This is a genomic window from Algoriphagus aurantiacus (assembly GCF_035156405.1).
In the GTDB taxonomy this organism is placed as follows: domain Bacteria; phylum Bacteroidota; class Bacteroidia; order Cytophagales; family Cyclobacteriaceae; genus Algoriphagus; species Algoriphagus aurantiacus.
The window spans coordinates 38,322-61,770 of sequence record NZ_JAXRUT010000029.1 but is presented as its reverse complement, the minus strand read 5'-3'; the positions used below and the strand labels follow the sequence as shown (position 1 = coordinate 61,770).

The window sequence follows — 23,449 nt, the reverse complement described above, 5'->3', positions numbered from 1 at the left end:
TAATGCAGACTTCTTCTACTATTCTAATGGTTCGCCCAGCAAATTTCGGATTCAATCCAGAAACTGCTGAAAATAACTTTTATCAACAATCAGATACTAGACCGTTAAGTGAAATCAATTCGCTGGCACAAAAAGAGTTTGATGGATTCGTAGCAATGCTCAGGGATCAAGGAGTTAATGTGATAGTCGAGGAGGATACACCTGAGCCTGTCAAACCCGATGCAGTATTTCCCAACAATTGGTTTAGTACACATCCAGACGGGAAATTGATTTTGTATCCCATGTTTTCTCCAAACAGACGATTGGAGAGAAGGAAAGACTTGATTGAGGACTTGATGAAGCGCAAGTTTAAAGTTGATGAAATTATTGATTTGAGTTTTTTCGAAGACGATGAACAATATCTAGAAGGCACTGGAAGTATGGTAATAGATCATCAGGCCAAAATTATCTATGCCTGCTACTCTGAGCGCACTCATGCAATTCCACTTGATTATTTAAGTAAGATACTTGGTTACGAAGTGGTAGGATTCCATGCAATACAGGATGTTCATGGTGTGCTCAGTCCAATCTATCATACCAACGTGATGATGCATATAGGGACTGATCTGGCAGTTGTTTGTTTGGATAGTATTCCAAAAGCTTCTGAAAAGCAGGCCGTGCAAAAGAGTTTGACTCAGGCCGGTAAAAAATTGGTTCCGATTACGCCAAAGCAAAAATTTCACTTTGCTGGAAACATGCTTGAAGTAGGGAATGATGGGGGTGAGAAATTCACCATAATGTCAGAAACTGCACTCGAATCGCTGAATGTTGGACAGATCCAGTTGATAGAAAAATACTCAACCATCATAAGTCCTTCCATACCAACCATCGAAAAATTGGGTGGAGGAAGTGCGCGATGTATGATGGCTGAGATTTTTTTGCCATTGGCAAATAGTTAGCTCTGGTACATACCCTTGGGCTATTCTATACCTAGATCTACGTTACGCCTACGTGAGTGTCTTCACTCACGTGAAACTCACATAGGAGAAAGACTTTGATGTGTTTTTTCCACTAGGGATAATTTCATCATTCGTGAGACACAATCGGAAGCAAAGAGTTTTGAACAAATTATGCTGTTCGTGAGACACGAACAGCGGCATGGCAACTGCACTCGAATCACTGAATGTTGGACAGATCCAGTTGATAGAAAAATACTCAACCATCATAAGTCCTTCCATTCCTACCATCGAAAAATTGGGCGGAGGAAGTGCGCGATGTATGATGGCTGAGATTTTTTTGCCATTGGCAAATAGTTAGCTCTAGTAAATGCCCCTAGGCTATTCTATACCTGGATCTACTTTCTTTTTCCTTACAAGTTCAGTTTTGTCCAATTCTATGATGTTTTTTACAATTGGTGTTGTTGAATTTGTTGCTTCATCCTCCGAAGCAGACTTGATGATTTTTTTAGGTGCCATGATATTTGATTTTATAAAGATTAAATGATAAAAAGCACTCAGGTTTGAACAAGATGCTTTTTTTGTTTGGTAAAAGTAAAATACTCAATTTTTATAAAATAAATACAATCCAATAGCTGAAGATTGTATTTAACTGACTAGATGAGCCTATTCAATTGGGAATAGTAGTAAAAAATAGGAATTTGTGATTGTTAATTAGTATAAATCAGAGACTTATTGAAAAAAACAGAGCTTGAGAATCAAGAATAGGCGACATTTCTTGATTCTCAAGCTCTGTTAAAATTTGGATTATCTAAGAACCTAATTCGACTAAATCCCGGTATAGTTAAATGGAGAAATCATACGTAATTCAGCCTTTAACTCATCCGAAATAGGAAGATTGGAGATGAATTCCGAGATTGATTTTTCTGTGATTTTGGTATTTGTTCTAGTCAGGTCTTTAAGCGCTTCATAAGGTTTTGGGAAGCCTTCTCTTCTCAACACTGTCTGAATGGCTTCAGCTACTACAGCCCAGTTATCTTCCAGATCAGCATGAATTGCAGCTTCATTCAGCTCAAGTTTATCTAGGCCTTTTAACAGGGACTCAAAGGAGATGAGCATGTGCCCTAACGGTACGCCAATTGTTCTCAAAACAGTGCTATCAGTCAAATCACGTTGTAATCGAGAAATTGGAAGTTTCGCAGCCAAGTGCTCCAAAAGCGCATTCGCAATCCCCAAATTCCCTTCGGCATTTTCAAAATCAATCGGATTGACTTTATGTGGCATGGCCGAAGAGCCTATCTCACCAGCTTTGATTTTCTGCTTGAAATAATTCATCGCCACATACTGCCACACATCTTTGGATAGATCCAAAAGAATCGTATTGATCCTTTTTAATCCATCAAATACGGCTGCAAGGTTGTCATAATGCTCAATCTGAGTGGTAGGGTAGCTTCTCTCAAGTCCTAGGTATTCTCCCACAAATAGAAAGGCAAACTCATTCCATTCGTAGGATGGATACGCGACATGATGAGCATTCATATTGCCCGTGGCTCCGCCAAATTTTGCGGAATATGGAATATGATTTAGTAATATAAGTTGATTGGTAAGGCGAACTACAAAGACTTCAATTTCCTTTCCCAGACGGGTAGGAGATGCCGGTTGTCCATGAGTTTTTGCAAGCATTGGGATATCTGCCCAGTCATTTGCCAGAACTTGAAGTCTTTCGAGCACGGCATTAAGCTGTGGTAAAATCACATCATTCAAGCCTTCCTTCAGCATCAGAGGGGTGGCAGTATTATTGATGTCCTGAGATGTCAAACCAAAGTGTATAAACTCTTTGTGGGCTTCTAATCCCAATGCATCGAATTTCTCTTTTAGAAAATATTCCACTGCCTTCACATCATGATTTGTGATTTTTTCGGTGGCTTTGATGGTAGCTGCATCAGAAAGCGAAAAATCAGTCACGATTGATCTAAGGTTCTCAAAAAGATTATGATCAAAATCCTTTAGTTGAGGAAGTGGTAGTTCGCACAGTGCGATGAAATATTCCACTTCTACATGAACACGGTATTTAATCAGGGCGAATTCAGAAAAATAGGCTCTCAAAGGAGCTGTTTTGCCAGCATAGCGTCCATCTACAGAAGTCACCGCGGTCAATGCATTTAGTTCCATCACTTTAAATCAATTTGGTTTTGGGAAGCAGCAAAGTTAATTTTTTGAAGCCAAAACTTCGGGTTTGCGCAGGCTAATTCGGGAAATATCCTTCAAATAATTCGAACCACCGAGGCATTATCTGGGTTAACATTTGCAAATAATTACATACAAGCCAGAATATTTGGCTTTGGGCGTTAATTTTGCAACCATATAAACACATAAAAGCTCAGATCAGGAATGTTCAATATATTTAAGAAAAAGAAGGAAGAGATAAAGAAAACACAGTTTTTGCCACTAAAAGTGAGGGAGGTAGTTAAAGAGACAGAAGATACAGTCACTTTGTATTTTGAGCAACCAGAGCCATTTCTGGATTATAAGCCAGGCCAGTTTCTGACACTTGTAATGGATTTTGAAGGCAAAGAGCAGCGTAGATCTTACAGTCTGTGTACATCACCTTATGTGGATCCATTTCCCGGCATTTCTGTAAAGCGTGTTCCAAAGGGCAAGTTTTCCAATTTTTTGAATGAGCGGGTTTTCCCTGGAAAAACTATAAACGTACTCAAGCCTTTGGGTACTTTCACAACTGATTTCCACTCCAAGAATAAGAAGCATTTCTTTTTGGTAGCTGCGGGAAGTGGAATCACCCCAATCATGGGAATTCTGAAATCAGTGCTAGTCAATGAACCTAATTCTAAAGTGTCTTTGCTGTATTGTAGCCGCAACACAGAGCAAATCATTTTCAAAAAAGAATTAGAATCCCTTGTAGATAAAAATACTGATAGGCTTGAAGTGATTCATAATTTGAGCCAACCGAGTACTGATTGGACTGGTATGAAAGGTAGATTGACTAAAGAAAGTATTCTTGAGTTTGTGAAAAAAGCCGAATCTGAGCCTGATTTTGACAAAGAATATTTTGCTTGCGGACCGGAGGGGATCATGGATAACGTGGTTGCTGTCTTGGATGAATTGGGAGTTCCTAGTGAGAAAGTACATCGTGAAAGCTTTTATTCTTCTGCTGCTGATAAAGCGCATGATGATGCCGCTCACGGGATAACCGGTGGATTGCTGACTAGAGATATTAAGGTGGTTTTGGAAGGAGAGGAGCATGCTGTGACGGTATCTCCTGATAAGACTATCCTTGAAGCTGGACTCTCACAGAATTTGAATATGCCTTATAGCTGTCAAAGTGGCCTTTGCACCGCTTGTAGAGGTAAATTGCTTAGTGGTAAAGTGAAAATGGATGAGGATGCAGGACTTAGTCCACATGAAATCGAGGCAGGCTATGTGCTATGCTGTGTGGGACATCCACTTACGGATGATGTGAAGATCACTATTGAGTAATTCAGAAAATCTTATTAAGACTCCTATTTTGGAAATTCAGGAATACAGGAAGGTTTACAAAAACCTTGATCGACTTATTTTGATATTATTGGTTTTGGTTCTTCCAATTTTCGGGATGATCTATTTATATCAATCCTCCGGGAAAGTAACCTGGAATCTTCCAGAGTTACCGATTCTAGTAGGTCAGATTTTGTCTGGAGCTGGAATAGGTCTTCTTTTGGCTCAGTATTTACTTTTTCGTAAAAGAGTACAGGCTGTTTTTCGGGCAGAGGATTTGTTGGCAAAGCTAAAAATATATGCGAATGCTACTCGTGAGCGATATGTGATGCTTTTCGTGGTTGCTTTGATTTGCTCGGCGGGATTGCTCTTTTTTGGATCGGCTATCTATAATGTCATTTTTGCCATAGCACTTTTCTTTTTTTCTGTGGCTAAGCCTAGTCCAGAACGAATCAAAACTTTGCTTAAACTGAACAAAGAAGATGCTGAGGTTATACGATTGGCATCTAGACCAGAGTAAGTTTTTTTAGATGTTAGACATTAGAGATAAGATGTTAGAATCAAGAGGTTAGAGCCAAATTTTTTTTAAGGGCTGAAAGCCCTGAATACTTCAGCCCAGCTCGAAGGGCTGGGCTGAAATTGATAGTAATTTATAGCTCTGAAGGAGCGCAATAATACATACAGAAGTTATTTCGCTCTTTCAGAGCTTTTTTTTAACCCGGACTATGCATTAGGCTTTGTAGCGAGGGTTCAAACTGCAAGGAAATCAGTCACTTTGTAGATCGAGTCGTCCCGTACGAACGGGACCGGGAGCCTGCCGGCAAAGGCAGGAGCGAAAAGTGAAGCATAGCGACTGATTTTGAGGCGGTTTGAAGCCGTAGTAGATTTGCTAATGCATAATTCCATCTAACTTCTCCTGCAGTTAGCCGCTCTACGTTACTTTTCGCAAGTCTTAGAATGCGGGTTTAACATTCGGAATTTCCCAACCCGGCCCTAATAGGCCGGGCTTTGATATATGGGGCTTTCAGCCCAATTTTTCTGACCGCAATAATCCCAGTGCTCTTAGCGAAAACCTCCGTGCACCCTGCTGTTAAAATTTTCCACGAAAAAAGCCAACCCATACAGATTGGCCTTTTAAGATAATCATAGCTAATTAATTTTCAATCGTGATGTTACCTGATGAAATGGATCCTTTCACCCATGCGGACGCGTCGTTGTCAATTTCAAGGTTTTTACCCGTATTGATTCCTCCCACTCTTAGATTGCCCGAAGAGGCTTTCAAGGAAAAGTTATAATCTTTCAAGTTTGAAGGGGTTTGTATTTTGAAATTCCCTGAAGTACCGTTGAAATTGGTATTACCACTTAATCCAGCGTTTGTAGCCCGAATGTTTCCAGAAGTAAATTTCATAGAGCCTAAAGATCCAATGTTACTCAACTTAGCATTTCCAGAGGTTAGCGCCAGGCTTAGCTCGCCTTTCACTCGGTCTGCTGTCAAAGAGCCACTGGTGGATTGGTAGTCCACGCTGCCGCCCACATTGCTGATTTCCGCATTTCCTGAAGTTACCCCTGCATCAATATCCCCTGATACTTTATCTATATAAAGTGAACCTGAACTTGCTTTGATAGCTAAATCCCCCGAGATATTTGTTGCTGTGATTTTACCTGAAGAAACTCTCAAGTCGGTCTTATCACCAATTACTTTATCTACTGTGAGGGTTCCTGAGGAGTTTTTCATGTTTAGATCTATATTCATCGGTCCTGTGATTTTGATATAGCCCTTGTTTCGGTTATTTCCCCAAGATGAATTTCTGGAGCTTTGTTCGTAGGAGATTTTCAACACATCACCTATAGTCACGAAAATGATATCCTGGTTATCATCGTTTGATTCCAGATAGGCTTCCACATTGACATCAGAACCTGATCCTCCCATATAGGAGACATCCAGCCAGCCACCGCTTACTTCGATGGCTTTGATGTTAGGATAGTTTTTATTGGCATCTACCAATACATTCTGCGCAAAGCTGACAACTGAGATCAGCATCATGGCTAAAGCCAAGCTTGATAATTTAAAGTATTTTTTCATAGTTCTGATGTTTATCTGATAGCAACTCCGAAGCTCAGTGCTTGAACTTCTGGGCCTAGGTTTTCTTGGAAAAGGTTATTTAAATCATAGTTAAAGAATAGCGTGACATCGCTTACACCTATTTCTGCACGTGCTCCATAGCGGAAGTTTTCTACGTACATGTTAGACTTTTCAAATTGCTTTTGTTTTTTGCCATTTTCATCGTCATATACATATTTGCCTCTTCCTCCGATTCTTACACCTGCATATCCACCCAGCCCAAGTCGTAGTTTTTGATTATTGGAAAGTAGGGTAGGCACTAGCGTGAAATTGAGATAGGAAGCTGAAATTTTGGATTTAGTACCAGTGCCAGGCCCGGCAAATTCTACCCAATCTATACCATCTGGATTTTTTACCGCTATTAGGCTTCTGTCCTCCAGTTTGAAATTGTACCAGTTAACTCCTAAGGAAGAATATAGGTGGAAATTTTTGGAAACTCTGGTGGTTCCCAAGATATTGATAGCATAGTACCAAGATCCCCATGGCTTCACTGTTGGCATTCTGTCAGTAGGAGTTACCTGATTGATTCCTAGTTCGGTGTCCAAATCAGCTGTAAATCGACTTCTTTTATGAATATCACTGATTTTCACTTCATCATTCTCTTGGACGTCAAGAATCCATTTTCCATCTTCTTTCTGCTGATAAGTCCAAGTGTTTCCAAAAACTTTGATGACTTTACTTTTAGTGTAAATCACCGTGTCGGGCTTGTCCTGAGCAAAGGCATGGGTTAGCGTAAGGATAAATAATAGTAGTGGTAGTAGGGTAGTTTTCATTTTTTTAAAAGTTTAGGAAAAGNCAAAAACTTTGATGACTTTACTTTTAGTGTAAATCACCGTGTCGGGCTTGTCCTGAGCAAAGGCATGGGTTAGCGTAAGGATAAATAATAGTAGTGGTAGTAGGGTAGTTTTCATTTTTTTAAAAGTTTAGGAAAAGGGCTTTTTAAGCCCTTTTGATTAAAATACTATTCCAAAAGTGATAGGGTTAAGTTCTGGACCTTTGCCTTCTTGAAATAATTCATTCAGGTCGTAAGTGGTGAAGAATTTGACTCTTCCTATTCCAAGTTCTCCCCGTATACCATATCTGAAGTTCTGGAGGTAAAGGCCAGTATCTTGCTTGTCTTTGCTACGGCCTGAACCTTCCAATTCCTTGTAGACATATTTTGATTGACCTCCAAGTCTGTATCCTGCATAAGGTCCTGCGGCAATTCGTACACCTCTTCTGCCATTGTCATTCATTTTGCCAAAATCCAATTCCAGCATTGTCATAGCAGTGAGGTAGGAAGCAGAAATTTTGCTCTTGAATCCATCTATATCTGTTCTTTGGATGAAGTCAATCGATTCATCGCCTCGTATAGCCTGAAAGTCTCTGTTTTCAAACTTGAAGTTGTAGAACTGAAATCCCAAGCCGAAGTCCCAGTAGAATCCTTTAGAAATTCGCTGTGCAGCCATCCAATTGATTCCTACATTCCAGCTACCCCAGCCTTTTACAGCATATGGCTTATCAGAGGTTGGGAATTTGCCATCTTCCAGGTAATTGTTTACACCCAGATCCAGGTTAAAATAGGTTCTGAACGGAGGGTCACTTTTTCTTTTCAAGCCTGGCTCAAAGCGTACTTTGGTGTTTTCTCCTGTTTCATCTACCAAAAGTCTCATATTTCCTATATAGACTTCAGTCTCAGTTCCATCTTCTGTCACCTTTACTACTTGCCTAGAGGTGCCATCTTTTTTCTTGATTTCCACGATGGTAGTTTCTCCGCTTTCTTCATCTTCTTCCAAGTCCAACTCTCTGATGATCTGATTGATATTCATCAGCTTGAGCTTTTCAAAGTCTTCTTTGCTGTCTACGATGATGACGATTCTTCCGGATTTCCCGAATTCTACCACGACGCTGTCACTTGCAACTTTGTGGTCTATTGATGGCACAGTTCCGGCAAATCCCATTTGCACGATTGCCATCAAACAAAATAATAGAAGGTATTTATTCATGTTAAGTTTCGATTAATGCTAGTTGGTGAAGTTTACTTTTCTGCTTTGGTTTTGCGGGTTGTGATCGAGGCGAACAGATTGTCTTTTGCATCCTGCAGGTCTGCAAATCCCTGATCTACTTTGCCTAATAAGCCCTCCACTTCGTTGACAGTTTTGCCGATCTCGGCTAATAGGTTTTTATCTTTAGGCTCCTCAGTCAGTCCGTTTGAATAAATTTTCACTCGATAAGTAGGCTCTTCCTCAGCAGGCTCATTTACTTCTGCGACTGCATTTTCCAAATTTAAAGTAGGGAGTTCCGCTTGTGCGATTTCAGGAGTTTCCAAGGTGATTTTTGGAGCTTCTTCTTTCGCTAGCACTACAGGATTTGCTTCCTCTTTTTTCTCTTCCAAAGCAATCAGATTTTGAGGAGTAGTTTGCTGAGATTTCTGCGTTTTAGAAGAAGAATCAGCAGGCTTTGCTTTAGGTTTTGTGGTAGTAGTTGGCGTAGTTTTTAATTCCTCAGCAGCCTGCTGATTTTCTGTACCGGTTTGTTTATTATCAGTTTCTTCTGGTGTATTGATTTCGGGTTGAGTTTCAGTCTGAGTTGGAGAGTCAATTATTTCTTCCGTCTGACTATCAGCCAACATAGGCTTTTCTACGGATACATCTCCTTCTCGCAATACCAAGTAGCCAACTGTGAAAAGGATAGTCAGTGAGGCAGCAGCTGCCCACCAAATTCCTTTGTAGGATTTTGATTTCTGAGGAAGCTGAGACTCCAGTCTTTCCCAGGCAAGTTTGCTTGGTCTTTCTGTATGGTTTTCGAGTTTTTCTTTGAAAAACTGATCCAGGTTATTTTTTTCCTTAGCCATTGATTGTCCTTTCTTTTGGTGTTTGACTGGCAATTTTTTCCTTCAATGTATTTCTTGCCCGATTGAGCTGAGACTTTGAAGTGCTTTCGCTTATTCCCAAGAGAGCTCCAATCTCTTGGTGAGAGAAACCTTCGATTGCGTAGAGGTTGAATACTGTCCGATATCCTACCGGGAGGTTTTCTACCATTCTCATCAGATCTTCAGTTTCCATGTGATTGAGTTCGTAGTTGTGATCCTGATATTCCGAATCATTTTCCATATTGATCTCCATCATGAGATGACGGTGACTTCTCAGCGTCATAAGTGCTTGCGTGACGATGATCCTTTTCATCCAGCCTTCGAAACTCCCTTTTGACTGAAACTGAGATAGTTTTTCGAAGATTTTCATAAAGCCTTCTATCATCACATCTTCGGCATGTTCCCGATCTTTTAAGTATCGGATGCAGATGGCCAAAAATTTCCCCGAGTACTGATCATACAAGTGGCGCTGCGCCATTCGGTCGCCTTGGAGGCATCCTTGTATTAATCCTGATTCGGTTGAAAAATTGACTCTGCTGAACATTCGATTTAGCTTTCAATTAGGTAGATGCCCGTACTGAAAAAATGGTTGCGTGGGTTAGTGAAAAAAAGTTAATATTTTTTACTTACTGAGATGCTCTGGACTTTTGTCAATCGTAAATGACTTGAAATAAGTGATTTACGGGAAATTTAACAGCACGTTTTATATTCATTTTTATTGTATCAAAATTAAGGATTAAAATGTAAAGGTCTCCGCATGATCAAATTATCATCATGCGGAGACCTTTCTGTCCTCTTTGAATCAATATATTTGAAAGCTGTCGAACTATTTGGTTCAACCCTTTCAAGGTTGGGAACCTGATTTTTGTTCTTATTTCCACGGGTTGCACCCATGGTTATTCATGGTTTGATCCTTTCAGGATCATTAATTTGATTGAATTAAAATTTCGAATTCTTCTGAATTAGTACGCCGCCTTATAATTCACCACTACATCAAGCAATGTCCATTCATTTTCTTTTACCGTAACTGGCTGGATATTGCCATCTCCGTCAAATATGCTGGCGAAAAGCCCGCCTTCCTCTACGGTCAGAATGGAATATCTACCAGGGCTGAGATTGACAGAGTATCGTCCGTTTTCGTCAGTTTCGATTTCGGTGATGGGTTTGGCAGCCACAGATTTGAAAAGTCCATCTTCTAAGGTCACATCAGAGATTTTCATTAATGGATAGACACGCACTGTTCTTTTCACTGGCTCGCCTATAGTTGTCCTCTTATTCTTCTTGCCTTCCTCCGCTATCATAGGCATCTGGTTGCCTTCCAGCCATGTGACCTTTCCTACCACACCCTGGCCTTCAGGCTGATATGGTGCACATTGGAAAAGCATTAAGGTAAATGCAGAAGCGAAAAGCAATTTTACTAGTTGGTTCATGAGTTGATGGATTAATGGGTTAGTGCATGAGTAAATACTCTAGCTTATCAAATTCCCTCAAACAGCATAAATGATTCCAAATAATTTGGGATGATAGTATTCCACCCTAATTCCTCTTTTAGTTTTTGAGCAAGGACAGACGCACTCTTTTCTTCACCGTGAACAATAAATGCGATTTTTGGTATTTGGCTAAATCCCTCTGCCCATTCCATCAATTCATTTTGATCAGCATGTGCAGAAAGCCCTTCTACACTAAAGATTTTTGCCTTCACTGGAACCCCCTGCCCGTAAATTCTTATCTCAGGTTCTCCATTCACAAGCCGTCTTCCACGGGTGCCTTCTGCCTGATAGCCTACGAAAATGACTCCATTCTTTTCATTTGGTAGGTGATGGTATAAATGGTGCAACACCCTTCCCCCCGTCGCCATTCCACTAGCAGAGATGATAATTGCTTTTCCCCGGAGATCATTGAGGGTGCGTGATTGCTCTTGTTTTCTGTAATAATGAAGTTGAGTATGCTGAAATGGATGCTGATTTGTGTCATCCAAGACTGCTGTCAATTGATGATCTTGGTGAAATTCTTTATACAAATTAGACACATTGATAGCCATCGGAGAATCGAGGTATATAGGCACATTAGGAATTTTTCCTTTTTTCAGCAACTGATACAGATAGAACATCACAAGTTGCGTACGTCCCACCGCAAATGAAGGAATAATCACTAATCCATCACGGTCAAACACATCATTTATAGCACTAGCAAGTTCGTCTTCTGGCTTGACAGGGGCGGAAACACGATCTCCATAAGTGGACTCTATCCATACTGCATCTGCTTCAGGAATTAGGGTTGGAGGGTATAGCAAAGGGTCATGGTATCTTCCTAAATCTCCTGAGAAAACTAGCTTCTTGGTTTGGGTATCCCCTTTGATGGCAATCTTGGTAATAGCCGCGCCAAGTATATGGCCAGCATGGTAATAGGTGACTTCTACGGAAGGGTGTATGGAAAAAGGCTTTTTGAAGTCCTTGGGAACCAAAAGTGGAAATACAGCTTCAGCATCTTCAACAGTATATAGTGCCTCTGGATTTTCATGCTTGGAATATCCCTTCTTTCTTGCGTACTCAGCTTCCTCTTCCTGTAGCTTTCCAGAGTCTAGAAGCAGGATTTTTGCAAGTTCGGCAGTTACAGCTGTGCAGTAGATTGGGCCTGAGAAACCATTCTTAACCAGCCTTGGTAAGTATCCAATATGGTCCATGTGGGCATGGGTAAGCACTATGGCTTCCATTTCTGTAACATTCATGGGGAATTTGTCCCAGTTTCTGCGACGCAGTTCTTTTCGCCCCTGAAAGAGTCCACAATCCACTAGGAATTCAAAGTCTCCGAGATCCAATAAATAACGGGAACCGGTCACTGTGCCTGCTGCTCCTAAAAATTTTACACTTACATTCATTTTCTTTTGGGTTTAGTCCAAAAGATACAAAAAAAGAGGCACCCGTTTGGATGCCTCTAAGCTTAGTCAATTATACTACTGCTATCTGCAGGGATGTTGGATTGATTAAATTTCGCCCTGCTGATACTATCGAGTTGCTCACGATTATATTCTCCGGTATCTGGCTCCTCAACTTCGAAATTAACTCCTTCTGAATTTTCATCTTCGTCTTGTTTCACTTCCTCTTTGCAAGTCAGACACACCAAGCCTTGCTGGTTAAACGTCCAGATCGTGTTTTGAGAAACATCACTGGATTTAAATCCATTTCTATAGATTGTGTTTCTTAGGATTTCGAGAACTGATCGTTCCATAATGAAGGGTTTTTCGTAAGGAATCTCAAGGATCAAGTTCAGCTTTTGGTCACGGAACGTTTCCAAATTTGAGATATCGTATCCTTCGTCAAAGGTGATGATGGAATCCAATACAGCGTAGTTATAACCAATCATTTTAGCATTGTTCATTGCTTCTTCCTTGGTTTTTCCTCTTGAGAAGAAATCTTCCCGAAGTGTCACCAAGCTATCAGCAGTGCCTTCAATCTTTAGATTCACAATATTGAAGGTAGATTCTTCTCCTATAGGGTTCAATCGGAGGATCATAATGCCTTCGGTCACTGGGACATTATTCTCGATTTTATGCCAGTTTTCCTCTTTAAACTGTGCTACGATCAATGGGATCTGGAATGCACAGATTCCCACACAAAGTAGCCATAAGCCAAGAGCTACAAAACCGAATCTTGCTCCTATCAGGTTCTTTTGCATCAACACACTAAGTCCTAACAGGATGATGATGATTCCTGGGATAATCAATAAGAAAGATGCACCAATTACCAGCCAAAGCGGAACAAGATTGGAGAATAACTCTACTGGAAAATTGTCCATCAAGACTCTGTAGTCATCATTGGTAAATATACCCATGTAAACTGCGAGGCTAAATATCGGAGCGATGGTCAGTCCTAAGCCGAGAAAGAATACAAACAAACCAAAGATTACACGGATCACATTTAAGAAGAAAATCCCCAAAGGACCCAAAGCACTTCCGATAGCCTCGATTACCTGTCCAATTATTCTGAATGGAGTCAAAAGAATTTGTCTGGTTTTTGACTCAGGAGCCTTGGGCATAGGATTGATATTTTCCTTTATTGTGTAGTCAATATTATCCAAGGTGATCTCTCCACCTTTCATGCGGATACGTTCTGTAATGGAACTTGCCACGGGAGTGATAATCCATAGAATAAGGTAAATGAGGAAACCAGATCCACCGGCAAGTATCAAAAACACCAAGGCCAATCGGGTATAAATCACCTCTACTCCAAAATAGGCTGCCAATCCACTGGCTACACCTCCTATTACCTTGTCATCAGGGTTTCGGTAGAGCTTCTTGATGTTTTTGTCTTCTTCGATTTCATACGAAACAGGCAATATGATCCAGAGTACGATGTAGGCTATAGCAGCAAAAATCCCAAAACTAAGGTTGAGTCTGAAGTCATCAAAGGGAAGGATGTCCAGAAACCCCAAATTGAAACGCAGATTACCGCTAAAGAGCAGGAGGATAGCGATCAGTCTGGTCCACAGCGGATCAATGGAAAAGTAATGAGCCATTCCTGCGCACACACCACCTAGAATCTTTCTGTTTTCGAGACGAACCAGCTTCTTATAGCCTTTTTTATCCGCATCTGGCGGTGTTACATACTTATAGAAATCCTGATCATTCGCATCGTTTTCTTCTTCTGGATCTAAGTCAGCTTTCTCTTCTTCTACAGAAGCAAAATCCGCAATGGTGCCCATTTTCTCGATGAGTTTATCGACGTTTTCTGCGGTGATTACCTGCTTATTGTTTTTTAGGTTGCTTAGAAAAATCTCAGCAATACGATTTTCAATATCAGATATAATCTCCTGATTGTCTTTATAAGAAGAAAAGTGGCGATTGATCGCATCCAAGTACTTACGGAGCGTATCGTAACCGTCTTCTTCGATGTGGAAAAGAATCCCACTGATGTTTATACTTATCGTCTTTTTCATCTGTTTATAATTTGCTTTTCAAAGGTCAGATAGCCTGTCCCGAACTTGATTCGGGAGAATCTCGCATTACGGATGATCTTCCCTACGTGTGTTGCCTGTAACATGCTCGATTTCATGATCAATTCTTTGAGGTGATTAGGAGGGTGGAATTGACTAGTGAATCCCAGGTTTTAGAAAGTGTGCCTAAAAAGGCCCGTCCTTCTTCTGTGATTGAGTAGTATTTCCTTGGCGGTCCTGATTCGGATTCTACCCAGCGATATTCTACCAATGAGGCAGACTTCAGTCGATTGAGAAGTGGATACAGCGTACCTTCCACTACGATCATTTGAGCCAGGGTCAGCTCTTCTATCAGATCTGAAGTATAAACCTCGCCTCGGGAGATGATGTGCAACACGCAAAACTCTAAGAGTCCTTTGCGCATTTGGATCTGTGTGTTGGCGACATTCATTAGTTAGGTGATTATGTGTCAATGTTTCGGGAAATCCATACTCCCGTCCCTTCCTATGGGAGAAAAATTATACCAATCTTTTCTAAGCTACCTTGTATAACCTAATTCCTTGTGATAAACAGGTAGTAGGTATAGTAAAATATGTATAAAAAACTGCTTCAGTTGATCTAATCGGTGATTCTGGTTTTCCAGTAGCTGTTTGAAAAAATAATTTCTGAAAAAATACTGCAAGTATGGTTTTAATAAAATGTTAACTTATTGAACATATTTATGTACGGAGGCGGACAGGAGCTTAACTGATTTTGAGGAATTTTAGTATGAATTGAAATAGGATTAATAAAATCGTTTATTTTAGAATGTGAAATATAAAATTAAGGGTCAATTTTTTTTCTGGGTCATACTATTATCATTTTGGGCGGGTCATACTGACCTGTTTTCACAGGATTTGGCTCCCAAATATTCCAATGAATTTCTAAGTATTGGGGTAGGAGCAAGAGCGCTGGGCATGGGCGGTGCGCAGGTCTCTGCCGTAAGGGATGTGACAGCGGCCTATTGGAATCCGGCAGCGCTGATGGGAATCCAGCATAAATATGAATTCAGCTTGATGCACTCAGAATATTTTGCCGGGGTGGCACAATACGATTACCTGAGTTTTTCCACGCCTGTCAAAGATCAAAGCCAAGTGGCCGTTTCGCTTATTCGATTCGGTGTAGATGATATTCCCGATACGCGATTTCTTTACGATGCTAATGGCGCTTTGAATTATAATAACATTCAGTTTTTCAATGCAGCTGACTATGCTTTGCTGCTTAGCTATGCGAGAGACCTTTCAGACAAATTCAAAGTGGGAATGAATGCCAAAGTCATCCATAGGAATGTCGGGAAATTTGCTCAGGCTTGGGGATTTGGACTGGATGTAGGAGGAATCTACGTGAAGGATAAGCTGACCCTTGGACTGATGGTGCGTGATATTACCACAACTTTCAATGCTTGGTCACATAATGCGGAGCTAGTCAGGGAGATTTATTCACAGACAGATAATGAGATTCCGGTCAATTCGGTAGAACTGACTTTACCTCGTGCGATATCCAGTGTGGCTTACAACTGGAAGATTGGAAACCAATTCAGTTTACTGACCACAATGGATTTGGATATGACTTTTGATGGGCAGAGAAATACAGTGATCAGCACATCTTTGCTGAGTATTGATCCCCGGTTTGGATTGGAGGCTGGTTTTCATGATATAGCCTTTCTCCGTGCTGGTGTCGGAAACTTCCAGTATATCAAGGATTTTCAGGGTAATGAAAGTTTGAATATGCAGCCTAGTATGGGAATTGGTGTTTTCATCAGCGAGCGATTTCAGATTGATTATGCTCTTTCAGATATTGGAAATGTGTCCGAGACGCCTTATTCCCATGTATTTAGTGTAAAAGTGAGTTTGGAGAAAATGGATCCTGATTTCAGGAAATTTAAAAGCTGGACAGACAAATGATAAAAAAACTACTCTTCGTTTTTCTGGTATTTTTTATGCTTTCCGAGTTTGCTCAAGCTCAGCAACCTGTTTGGTATAATTATGACCAGACATACTACAAAATCCCTACAGCTACAGATGGAATTCACCGCATCACAGCAGCAACATTGAGTAGCTCAGGAATCAGTCTGAGTGGATTGGATCCGAGAAATATCAGGCTCTATCATCGTGGAGAAGAAGTAGCGATTCATATTGAAGGAGAAAATGACGGGAATTTTGATACGGGCGATTACATCGATTTCTATGGAATGAGAAATGATGGGACTTTGGATAAATTACTTTATTCTGATTTTGAAAAGATTCCGAATCCATACTTTAACACCACTTCTGACACCACCGCTTTTTTCCTCACCATAACAAGCGGTCAGAACGGAAAGCGAATGAATCTCCGGTCTGCGCCAGAAGTGGCTTTGCCGCTGGCAACTAGCTATTCCTCGGAAAATTTACTTGCATTGGGTGAGCAATACTCACTTGGGATTGGATATGCCTTGGGTTTTAGATTATCCAAGTTTGATCTGGGACAAGGCTGGATGTCTTCGGTGATTACCAAGGGCAATACCCGTCGAATTACCTTGGACCAGTTGGGGACGATGGCGAATTCTGGATCGGCAAAATTGGAATTTGGGCTGGTTGGAAGGTCAGAAAATGCCCATACCACAAGAATCTACGCTGGCCCAAATGCCACCGCACAGCGATTACTAACAACAGTGAATTTTTCCGGATTTGATTATCCTCAGCAATCGATTGACCTGGCGATGTCTGATTTCAACTCGGATGGAAGCGTAGTAATTTCATTTGAATCAGCAGGAGCAGAATCTGTAGATAATATATCTGTTGCTTTCGCTAAGATCACCTATCAAAATACTGTGAGCACTGGAGATTTCGCTTCTGAGCTTTTTATTTCCCTTGAGGGAAATCAGCGGATTCAACTCTCACAACTTTCGGGTACGTATTCAGCTTTGGAGATTTCAGATCCAATAAATCCTGAGAAAGTGCAGCTATCTGCCGATGCTCAAACCCTAGCCTTCAGAGCTTCTGTTCCAAATGATTCGAGCCGTGTTTGGGTGCAAAATGAAGAGAATATCACTGAAGTTACCTCACTAGAACGGGTGAAATTCAGAAATTACCTGGCACAGCCTGCCAACTATATCTTAGTAGGTCATCATGCATTGGAACAGCCTACCACCCAATTTGACAATCCGCTAAAAGCCTATGCCGAGCACAGAGCTTCTCCGGCAGGTGGAGGGTTCGATACGCTTACTGTGAAAGTTGAGGATTTGTACAATCAATTCGCTTATGGAGAATATTCTCCAGTAGCTATTTATGAATTTTTGAGAGCGTACTATCCAGTACATAAGCCCACGCATATGCTCTTTGCCGGGAGATCACTGGCTATGTATTCCACAGCCCGTGCAGGCGGAGTGACTTATTATTACAGAAACAATCCTGCGGCTTTTAGCTTCCGGGACTTGATTCCTGCAGGAGGGTTTCCTTTTTCCGACAATATCTATACACTGAATCTTGATGCTTCCAAGCCATTGACTCCTGCGCTGGCAGTGGGGAGAATTCCAGCAAGAAATGCCCAGCATCTGGCGGATTATCTGAGCAAAGCGATCGAAAAGGATGCGGTAGGAATTTCTGATCCTTGGCAAAAGGAATTGATCCACCTTAGCGGAGGTGTGTCTGAATTTGAACTGGACAGGTATTTCAACTTTCTGAATGGCTTTAAGACTATTGCCGAAGGCCCTTATCTAGGAGGGAAAGTGACTACCTATAGAAAGCGATCAAATTCTACCGTTGAAGTCATAAATATCGCAGGGGATTTGAATGAAGGCCGATCCATGCTTACGTTTTTTGGGCATGGAGCTCCTACTGTAATAGACATAGAAATTGGTTTTGCCTCCGATCCTACGCTGAACTATCAGAATAAAGGGAAGTATCCGGTTATGCTGTTCAATGGCTGCGACTATGGCAGTGCATATGGAAATAGCTATACCCAGGGTGAAGATTGGGTGATTACACCGGATAAGGGAGCCGTATCCGTGATGGCCAACTCTTCGATAGGGGTGGATGTCTATCTCCGTAGGTATTCTGATCTGTTTTATAAAAAAGCCTTTGGTGACAGCACACTGATCTATCGCACATTAGGGGAAGTGAAGCAAGAAGCTGAAGAGGATTATGTCGCTGATTTCGGTACCAACCCGCTTTCCTATTCCCACATGGAGCAGATGATCAATTATGGTGATCCAGGGTTGAGGATTTTCCCTGCGGATAAGGCTGACTATGCCATTAACCTGGAAGAAGTATCCGTGGATAGTTTTGATGAGGTGCCTGTTTCCGTGCTTTCAGACAGCTTGAAATTAAGTTTTGTCTTGCGAAATCTCGGTAGGGTGGATACCGATTCCATAACATACAAAGTGACCAGAAAATTAGCTGACGGTACCATGGAGTCTTTTCCTCCGGTGAAAATTCCCTATGTCGCAAGGATTGATTCCCTCTTTTTTACCATACCTAATACCAACCGTAATTCTGCGGGAGAAAATACCTTTACCATGGAGGTAAACCCATCTATGGATGTGGAGGAAATGACTTTTGCCAATAATTCGGTGACCTATACCAAGTTTATCCAGCTGAGCGGCACACTGAATTTATACCCTGTGGATTATGGGATTGTGAATAGCACCGACACAAAACTGGTCGCTCAAGTTCCGGGGAAAACTACCGAAGACCGTACAGTTATTATTCAGTTAGACACCGCGGCAGGGTTCAATTCTGCTTATCGTAAAGAGCTTCGTGTCACCACTCGGGGTTTGGCAGAAATGCCTTTGTCACTCGCTGCATTCTCAGACAGTACGACATTCTATTGGAGATCAAAATTTCAGGAAGCCAAGCCGGGTGAGACGGATGCTTGGACCAACTCTAGTTTCTCCTACATTCCATCCGGTCCTGAAGGCTGGACGCAGCGAACCACCTACCAACTCGACGAGGATCAGTTGACAAACTTGGAGATCGGAGAGGCTGATAGAAGCTGGAAATACCTGGATGTGCAAGCCAATATTGAAGTATTCACCGTTGGCGCAGGAGTAGACTCGCTTTCCTTTAGAAATACACAATTTTACCTAGATCAGATTCCTCAAATCATTGATAATGTAAACAATGCCAATAGCCGCCTGTGCCCGAATGGCTCGCTGGGTTTGGTGGCATTTGAGCAAAAGAGTCTGATGCCATACTTGGCGATTCCTGTTCCGGGCTTTGATATTCTGGATTCCCGGGCTTGTGGAAGGGTACCCCAAATGATCCAAAGCATCCAGAATTCTTGGATCACCACACCGGGTCAAACTATGCTGGTGGATTATGTAAATAATGTAAAGGAGGGTGATTACGTGGTGATTTTTTCTGTGGGTAATGTCACATTTGAAGCTTGGCCGGATATCGCCATTGAGAAGTTGAAGGAATTTGGTGCTAGTGAAGCTACGCTTAGAGCCTTGAAAACAGGCGATCCTTATATCTTGTATGGTAGAAAAGGCATGCGTCCTGGTGAGGCTATTGAGATCGTAGGCGATAAGAATATGGAAGTGCCTTCATCTCAACAGACCTTATCATTTGACACCGAGCTTGCAGGCTACCTGACTTCTGGAATGATTCTGACTCCAAGAGTTGGTCCGGCATCCTCATGGGAGCGATTCTTCCAACATGTGAATTCCAGAAACTGGATCAATGAAGAGGAGCGAACCTACTTTGATATTATCGGAGTAAAGGAAAATGGTGAAGAAGATCTGCTGATCGGGAACACCTTTGATCAGGAAATGGATCTTTCATTTATCAATACGGAAACTTATCCTTACCTGAAACTGCGCTACAGCATGAATGATCCTGAGTCTACTGCTCCGGCTCAGCTGGACAAGTGGCAGGTCAATTATACAGGAGTACCAGAAGGGGTTTTGATCTTGAAATCAGCCAAGGATCAGGTGAATCTCAGGGAAGGAGAAGCTGGACTTTTGGAGCTGCAGTTCAAGAATATTTCCAAATACAACTTCCTGGATTCCATTCAGGTAGATTGGAAAATGACCAACCTGACAAGCAAAAAGGTGGAGGAGTTTTCCAAGAAATTCCCGGCGCTAAAAGCTGGGGAAGCTTTTGACTTTACAATAGAGTTTAATTCCATCGGAAAATCAGGTGAAAACCGACTGGAGATTTTTGCCAATCCAAGAATACAGCGGGAGCAGACGTTCCGAAACAATCAAGTGGATATGGGTGCTTATTTTGTAGTAGAAGGAGATAATTCTACGGCATTACTGGATGTGAATTTTGACGGAATCTACATTATGGACGGGGATATAGTCTCTCCAAATGTGCTGATTACGACTCTCCTGAAAAACGACCAGACTTTATTGTACAAAAAAGACACAGTAGGATTAGACCTTTATCTGAAGCAAAACTGTGAAACCTGCGACTTCAAGCGGGTAAGTTTCTCCAATCCAAACCTGACATGGACTCCGGCTTCAGAAGATGAAGATTTCAAGGTTTCACTGATCCCTGGGCCCTTGGAAGATGGGATTTACACACTCCGTGTAGCGAATGAAGATTCTTCCGAGCCGTATGAGATTACATTCGAGGTGATCAATGAATCCCAAATTACCAATTTCTATCCATATCCAAATCCCTTCAGCACGGCGGTGCGGTTTGTCTTTACAGTGACGGGAATGGAAGTGCCGGATGAGATCAAGATTCAGATTATGACCGTGACGGGAAAAGTGGTCCGTGAGATCTTGCAGAATGAATTGGGACCGATCCGCATCGGGAATAACCTGACCGAATTTGCTTGGGATGGCAAGGATGAGTTTGGAGATCAGCTGGCAAACGGAGTGTATATCTATCGGGTGCTGGTTCGGAAAAACGGTCAATTTATGGAGCATAGACCAACTGCCGGAGACAAGGCTTTCAAGAAGGGCTATGGGAAGATGTATTTGTTGAGGTGATAGGGAGCCTTTCTAGCGACGCTGGAGGGAATGAATATGGCGTGAAATTGAAAGATAATAAATACTCAAAGTGTATATAATTGACCAAATGGGACTATATATTGCATTATTGGAAGAGTAAATAAGTATGTAATTAATATAAAGCCAAATGATACTATCAATAAATACTTGGAACTGGGAATTAATTTTGGCAATAATTGGAGCTTTAGCTTGGATTCCGTGGCTTGTTGATAGATATACCCAACCAAAAATTTATGGTCGGTTAATAAGTAATTTGATTAATCAAGGGCAAATTCAAAATGGCGATGAATTTATCCATTCTACAATGCACTTTCTAAAATTATCAATCACATGTATCAATAAAAATTTCAATGTAAAGGATATTTCAATTAGGGTTAAATATCAAAACAACAATGAATGGTATACTGGAAATATAAATTGGGCACATACTTCAATTTGGGCAATGCCTGGGACAACTGGTGAAACGAAGAAACTAATTCTTCCCAACGAACAATTTCTTGGGTTTACAAATTGGATTGAAAAAGACGTTTCAAAATTCTATTATCTGACATTTTTTGTTGAGAAGGAGGAACTTCAGGAATATGAAACTATCGTCCTCACATTTCAAAATTACATTCTAAACTCACAAGAAATAAGGATTGTAGCATCCGAAATAGACCGACATCAAATATTGTGGGATGATAGTATTTGGTTAAATCAAGGAGTATAACTGGGCTAAATTTTAGCACCTTTGAGTGTAGTCTAGGCGTTGGGACCCCCGCTGAGCGTAGTCTAGGCTTTAAGCTAGGTGTAATTTGTAATTACACCTTTCTATCCCATTCAATTGGAAATTGATAAGGATATTAGGGTGAAGTTACAAACTCACCCAGGCTCGGGGACAGCAATTATTTTATTTATAGGTAATATTTTATTCAATTATTACCCGAACCTTTTACAGCAATACAACAGAATAAGATATAAGAGAATTATTGAAAATTATTCTAAATAATTGATTTGGAAATGATTGGAGCACGGGTAAGCAAAGCAATCCAAGCTTTTTGGCCCACAGCATCTTTTTCGTAAATAAGCTAAATTGCTTCTCTATAAATCTACACGTTAACAATTTGTAAATATGGAAAAGGAACAGCTTAAACTTGAGAATTCCTGCATTGAAATAATTGCGGACAATATGATGTTGGATGAATCGGTATTCACCAATGTCAGTATGCAGAAAATCAAGATAACTGACGCTAACTTAAGTGACCTACACGTAGAAGGAGCTCAACTTGGAGGTGCAATTTTTGAAAATATCGGAATGCCTCCAGAGGATCATCCAGCTTATGATGCGAATCTAGAGCAACGCCCATTGATGTTTGAAAACAGTGATCTCAGTAAGAGCAGGTTTGTGAACTACAATCTAACTCAGGTAGAGCTTGTCGATTGTTATGTGAAAGGATTGATAATAAATGGGATCTCGATTGAAAGTTTGTTTTCTAAATTAGATCAGTAGAGATCAAATCAGCACGAAATTGATATTGTTTGATTATGGATAGTAAACTGTCCAAACGCCTTACCGAGATTGTGGATGCCCTTCCATTAACTGAAACTTCGAGAGTTTTGGAAATTGGATGTGGACCGGGTGCTATGGCAAGAGAAATCTCAAGACTAATTAGCAAAGGACATATCCTTGCTATTGACCGTTCAGCAAAAGCTATTCAGCAAGCCATAGCAAGTTCTCAAGCTGAAATAGAATTAGACCGTCTTTCATTTAGGCAAGTGGCAATTGAAAACTTTGAACTTAGATCTGATGAGCAACTATTTGACATTGCCATTGCAGTCAGAGTAGGGGCATTGGATGGAAGACATCCCGAAATTGAGAAACAAGCATTGACCCAAATTGCCAAAGCACTGACAAGAGATGGAAAGTTATTTATTGATGGGGGAAATCCCTTGATAGAAATATCACTTGATGATTATAAGTCAACCACCTCTAGTTGAAATAGAATGTAGCTAATAATGAATTACCTACAACCTGTCCAAGTGAAGATACATGCTATTACAAAAATGGAAAACCTTGGTTAGGTAAAGTTATTTACAAGAAAAAAAACCATTGTTTGGTTATCTGTATGGATGGAGTAAATCAAAGCAAGGTTCTA

Annotated in this window: 21 protein-coding genes; 10 read left to right on the top strand and 11 right to left on the bottom strand. The window is 41.0% G+C overall.

The features are described from left to right. Positions 1 to 2: 2 nt before the first annotated feature. Positions 3 to 938, top strand: a complete 936-nt coding sequence (ctlX, locus tag SYJ56_RS21875) for a citrulline utilization hydrolase CtlX (protein WP_323837925.1) — start codon at positions 3 to 5, stop codon at positions 936 to 938. 199 nt (positions 939 to 1,137) lie between these two features. After that, positions 1,138 to 1,296: an arginine deiminase-related protein gene (locus tag SYJ56_RS21870; protein WP_416377828.1), complete on the top strand. Its 159-nt coding sequence runs from the start codon at positions 1,138 to 1,140 to the stop codon at positions 1,294 to 1,296. A gap of 20 nt (positions 1,297 to 1,316) precedes the next feature. On the opposite strand, the gene SYJ56_RS21865 is transcribed toward SYJ56_RS21870, so the two are convergent. Next, a complete protein-coding gene (locus SYJ56_RS21865; RefSeq protein WP_323837923.1) occupies positions 1,317 to 1,454 on the bottom strand; it encodes a hypothetical protein in 138 nt (45 codons plus the stop codon). Between the two features lie 309 nt (positions 1,455 to 1,763). Continuing rightward, positions 1,764 to 3,107 carry an adenylosuccinate lyase gene (gene purB, locus SYJ56_RS21860; protein ID WP_323837921.1) on the bottom strand — a complete coding sequence of 448 codons (1,344 nt, stop codon included), beginning with the start codon at positions 3,105 to 3,107 and terminating at the stop codon, positions 1,764 to 1,766. A 219-nt stretch (positions 3,108 to 3,326) separates the two neighbouring features. Here purB and SYJ56_RS21855 point away from each other — a divergent pair, with 219 nt between their 5' ends. Then, positions 3,327 to 4,430: a ferredoxin--NADP reductase gene (locus SYJ56_RS21855; RefSeq protein ID WP_323837919.1), complete on the top strand. Its 1,104-nt coding sequence runs from the start codon at positions 3,327 to 3,329 to the stop codon at positions 4,428 to 4,430. Next, positions 4,423 to 4,947 (top strand): hypothetical protein, encoded by a 525-nt coding sequence (locus SYJ56_RS21850; protein WP_323837917.1) that lies wholly within the window; start codon positions 4,423 to 4,425, stop codon positions 4,945 to 4,947. Before SYJ56_RS21855 ends, SYJ56_RS21850 begins: the two co-directional genes overlap by 8 nt. A 633-nt stretch (positions 4,948 to 5,580) precedes the next feature. Here SYJ56_RS21850 and SYJ56_RS21845 read toward each other — a convergent pair. From SYJ56_RS21845 to SYJ56_RS21805, 9 genes are all read right to left on the bottom strand, one after another. Continuing rightward, entirely contained in the window at positions 5,581 to 6,510 is a 930-nt protein-coding gene (locus SYJ56_RS21845) for a DUF4097 family beta strand repeat-containing protein (RefSeq protein WP_323837915.1), read from the bottom strand. Positions 6,511 to 6,521: 11 nt separating this feature from the next. After that, complete coding sequence (locus tag SYJ56_RS21840) at positions 6,522 to 7,322, bottom strand: hypothetical protein (protein WP_323837913.1); 801 nt, start codon at positions 7,320 to 7,322, stop codon at positions 6,522 to 6,524. Between the two features lie 180 nt (positions 7,323 to 7,502). Beyond that, entirely contained in the window at positions 7,503 to 8,534 is a 1,032-nt protein-coding gene (locus tag SYJ56_RS21835; protein WP_323837911.1) for a hypothetical protein, read from the bottom strand. Positions 8,535 to 8,566: 32 nt separating this feature from the next. After that, positions 8,567 to 9,382: a hypothetical protein gene (locus SYJ56_RS21830; protein WP_323837909.1), complete on the bottom strand. Its 816-nt coding sequence runs from the start codon at positions 9,380 to 9,382 to the stop codon at positions 8,567 to 8,569. Continuing rightward, entirely contained in the window at positions 9,375 to 9,944 is a 570-nt protein-coding gene (locus SYJ56_RS21825) for an RNA polymerase sigma factor (RefSeq protein WP_323837907.1), read from the bottom strand. Before SYJ56_RS21825 ends, SYJ56_RS21830 begins: the two co-directional genes overlap by 8 nt. A gap of 418 nt (positions 9,945 to 10,362) precedes the next feature. Next, the gene (locus tag SYJ56_RS21820) at positions 10,363 to 10,830 is read right to left on the bottom strand and encodes a carboxypeptidase regulatory-like domain-containing protein (protein WP_323837905.1); all 468 of its coding nucleotides are present in this window, start codon (positions 10,828 to 10,830) and stop codon (positions 10,363 to 10,365) included. A gap of 47 nt (positions 10,831 to 10,877) precedes the next feature. Further along, complete coding sequence (locus SYJ56_RS21815; RefSeq protein ID WP_323837903.1) at positions 10,878 to 12,278, bottom strand: MBL fold metallo-hydrolase; 1,401 nt, start codon at positions 12,276 to 12,278, stop codon at positions 10,878 to 10,880. Between the two features lie 62 nt (positions 12,279 to 12,340). Next, positions 12,341 to 14,335: a PspC domain-containing protein gene (locus SYJ56_RS21810; RefSeq protein ID WP_323837901.1), complete on the bottom strand. Its 1,995-nt coding sequence runs from the start codon at positions 14,333 to 14,335 to the stop codon at positions 12,341 to 12,343. A gap of 118 nt (positions 14,336 to 14,453) precedes the next feature. Then, positions 14,454 to 14,783: a PadR family transcriptional regulator gene (locus tag SYJ56_RS21805; protein WP_323837899.1), complete on the bottom strand. Its 330-nt coding sequence runs from the start codon at positions 14,781 to 14,783 to the stop codon at positions 14,454 to 14,456. Positions 14,784 to 15,180: 397 nt separating this feature from the next. On the opposite strand from SYJ56_RS21805, the gene SYJ56_RS21800 reads away from it, so the two are divergent. From SYJ56_RS21800 to SYJ56_RS21780, 6 genes are all read left to right on the top strand, one after another. After that, on the top strand, positions 15,181 to 16,275 hold the full coding sequence (locus tag SYJ56_RS21800; RefSeq protein WP_323837939.1) for a putative type IX sorting system protein PorV2: 1,095 nt from the start codon (positions 15,181 to 15,183) through the stop codon (positions 16,273 to 16,275). Beyond that, a complete protein-coding gene (gene porU2, locus SYJ56_RS21795; RefSeq protein ID WP_323837897.1) occupies positions 16,272 to 21,293 on the top strand; it encodes a putative type IX secretion system sortase PorU2 in 5,022 nt (1,673 codons plus the stop codon). Before SYJ56_RS21800 ends, porU2 begins: the two co-directional genes overlap by 4 nt. 148 nt (positions 21,294 to 21,441) lie before the next feature. Continuing rightward, on the top strand, positions 21,442 to 22,023 hold the full coding sequence (locus tag SYJ56_RS21790; RefSeq protein WP_323837895.1) for a hypothetical protein: 582 nt from the start codon (positions 21,442 to 21,444) through the stop codon (positions 22,021 to 22,023). 138 nt (positions 22,024 to 22,161) lie between these two features. Next, on the top strand, positions 22,162 to 22,302 hold the full coding sequence (locus SYJ56_RS26000) for a glycosyl-4,4'-diaponeurosporenoate acyltransferase CrtO family protein (RefSeq protein ID WP_416377829.1): 141 nt from the start codon (positions 22,162 to 22,164) through the stop codon (positions 22,300 to 22,302). A gap of 123 nt (positions 22,303 to 22,425) precedes the next feature. Beyond that, positions 22,426 to 22,803, top strand: coding sequence for a pentapeptide repeat-containing protein (locus SYJ56_RS21785; protein ID WP_323837893.1), 378 nt, complete (start codon positions 22,426 to 22,428; stop codon positions 22,801 to 22,803). A gap of 35 nt (positions 22,804 to 22,838) precedes the next feature. Then, positions 22,839 to 23,291, top strand: coding sequence for a class I SAM-dependent methyltransferase (locus SYJ56_RS21780; protein WP_323837891.1), 453 nt, complete (start codon positions 22,839 to 22,841; stop codon positions 23,289 to 23,291). Positions 23,292 to 23,449 lie beyond the last annotated feature (158 nt).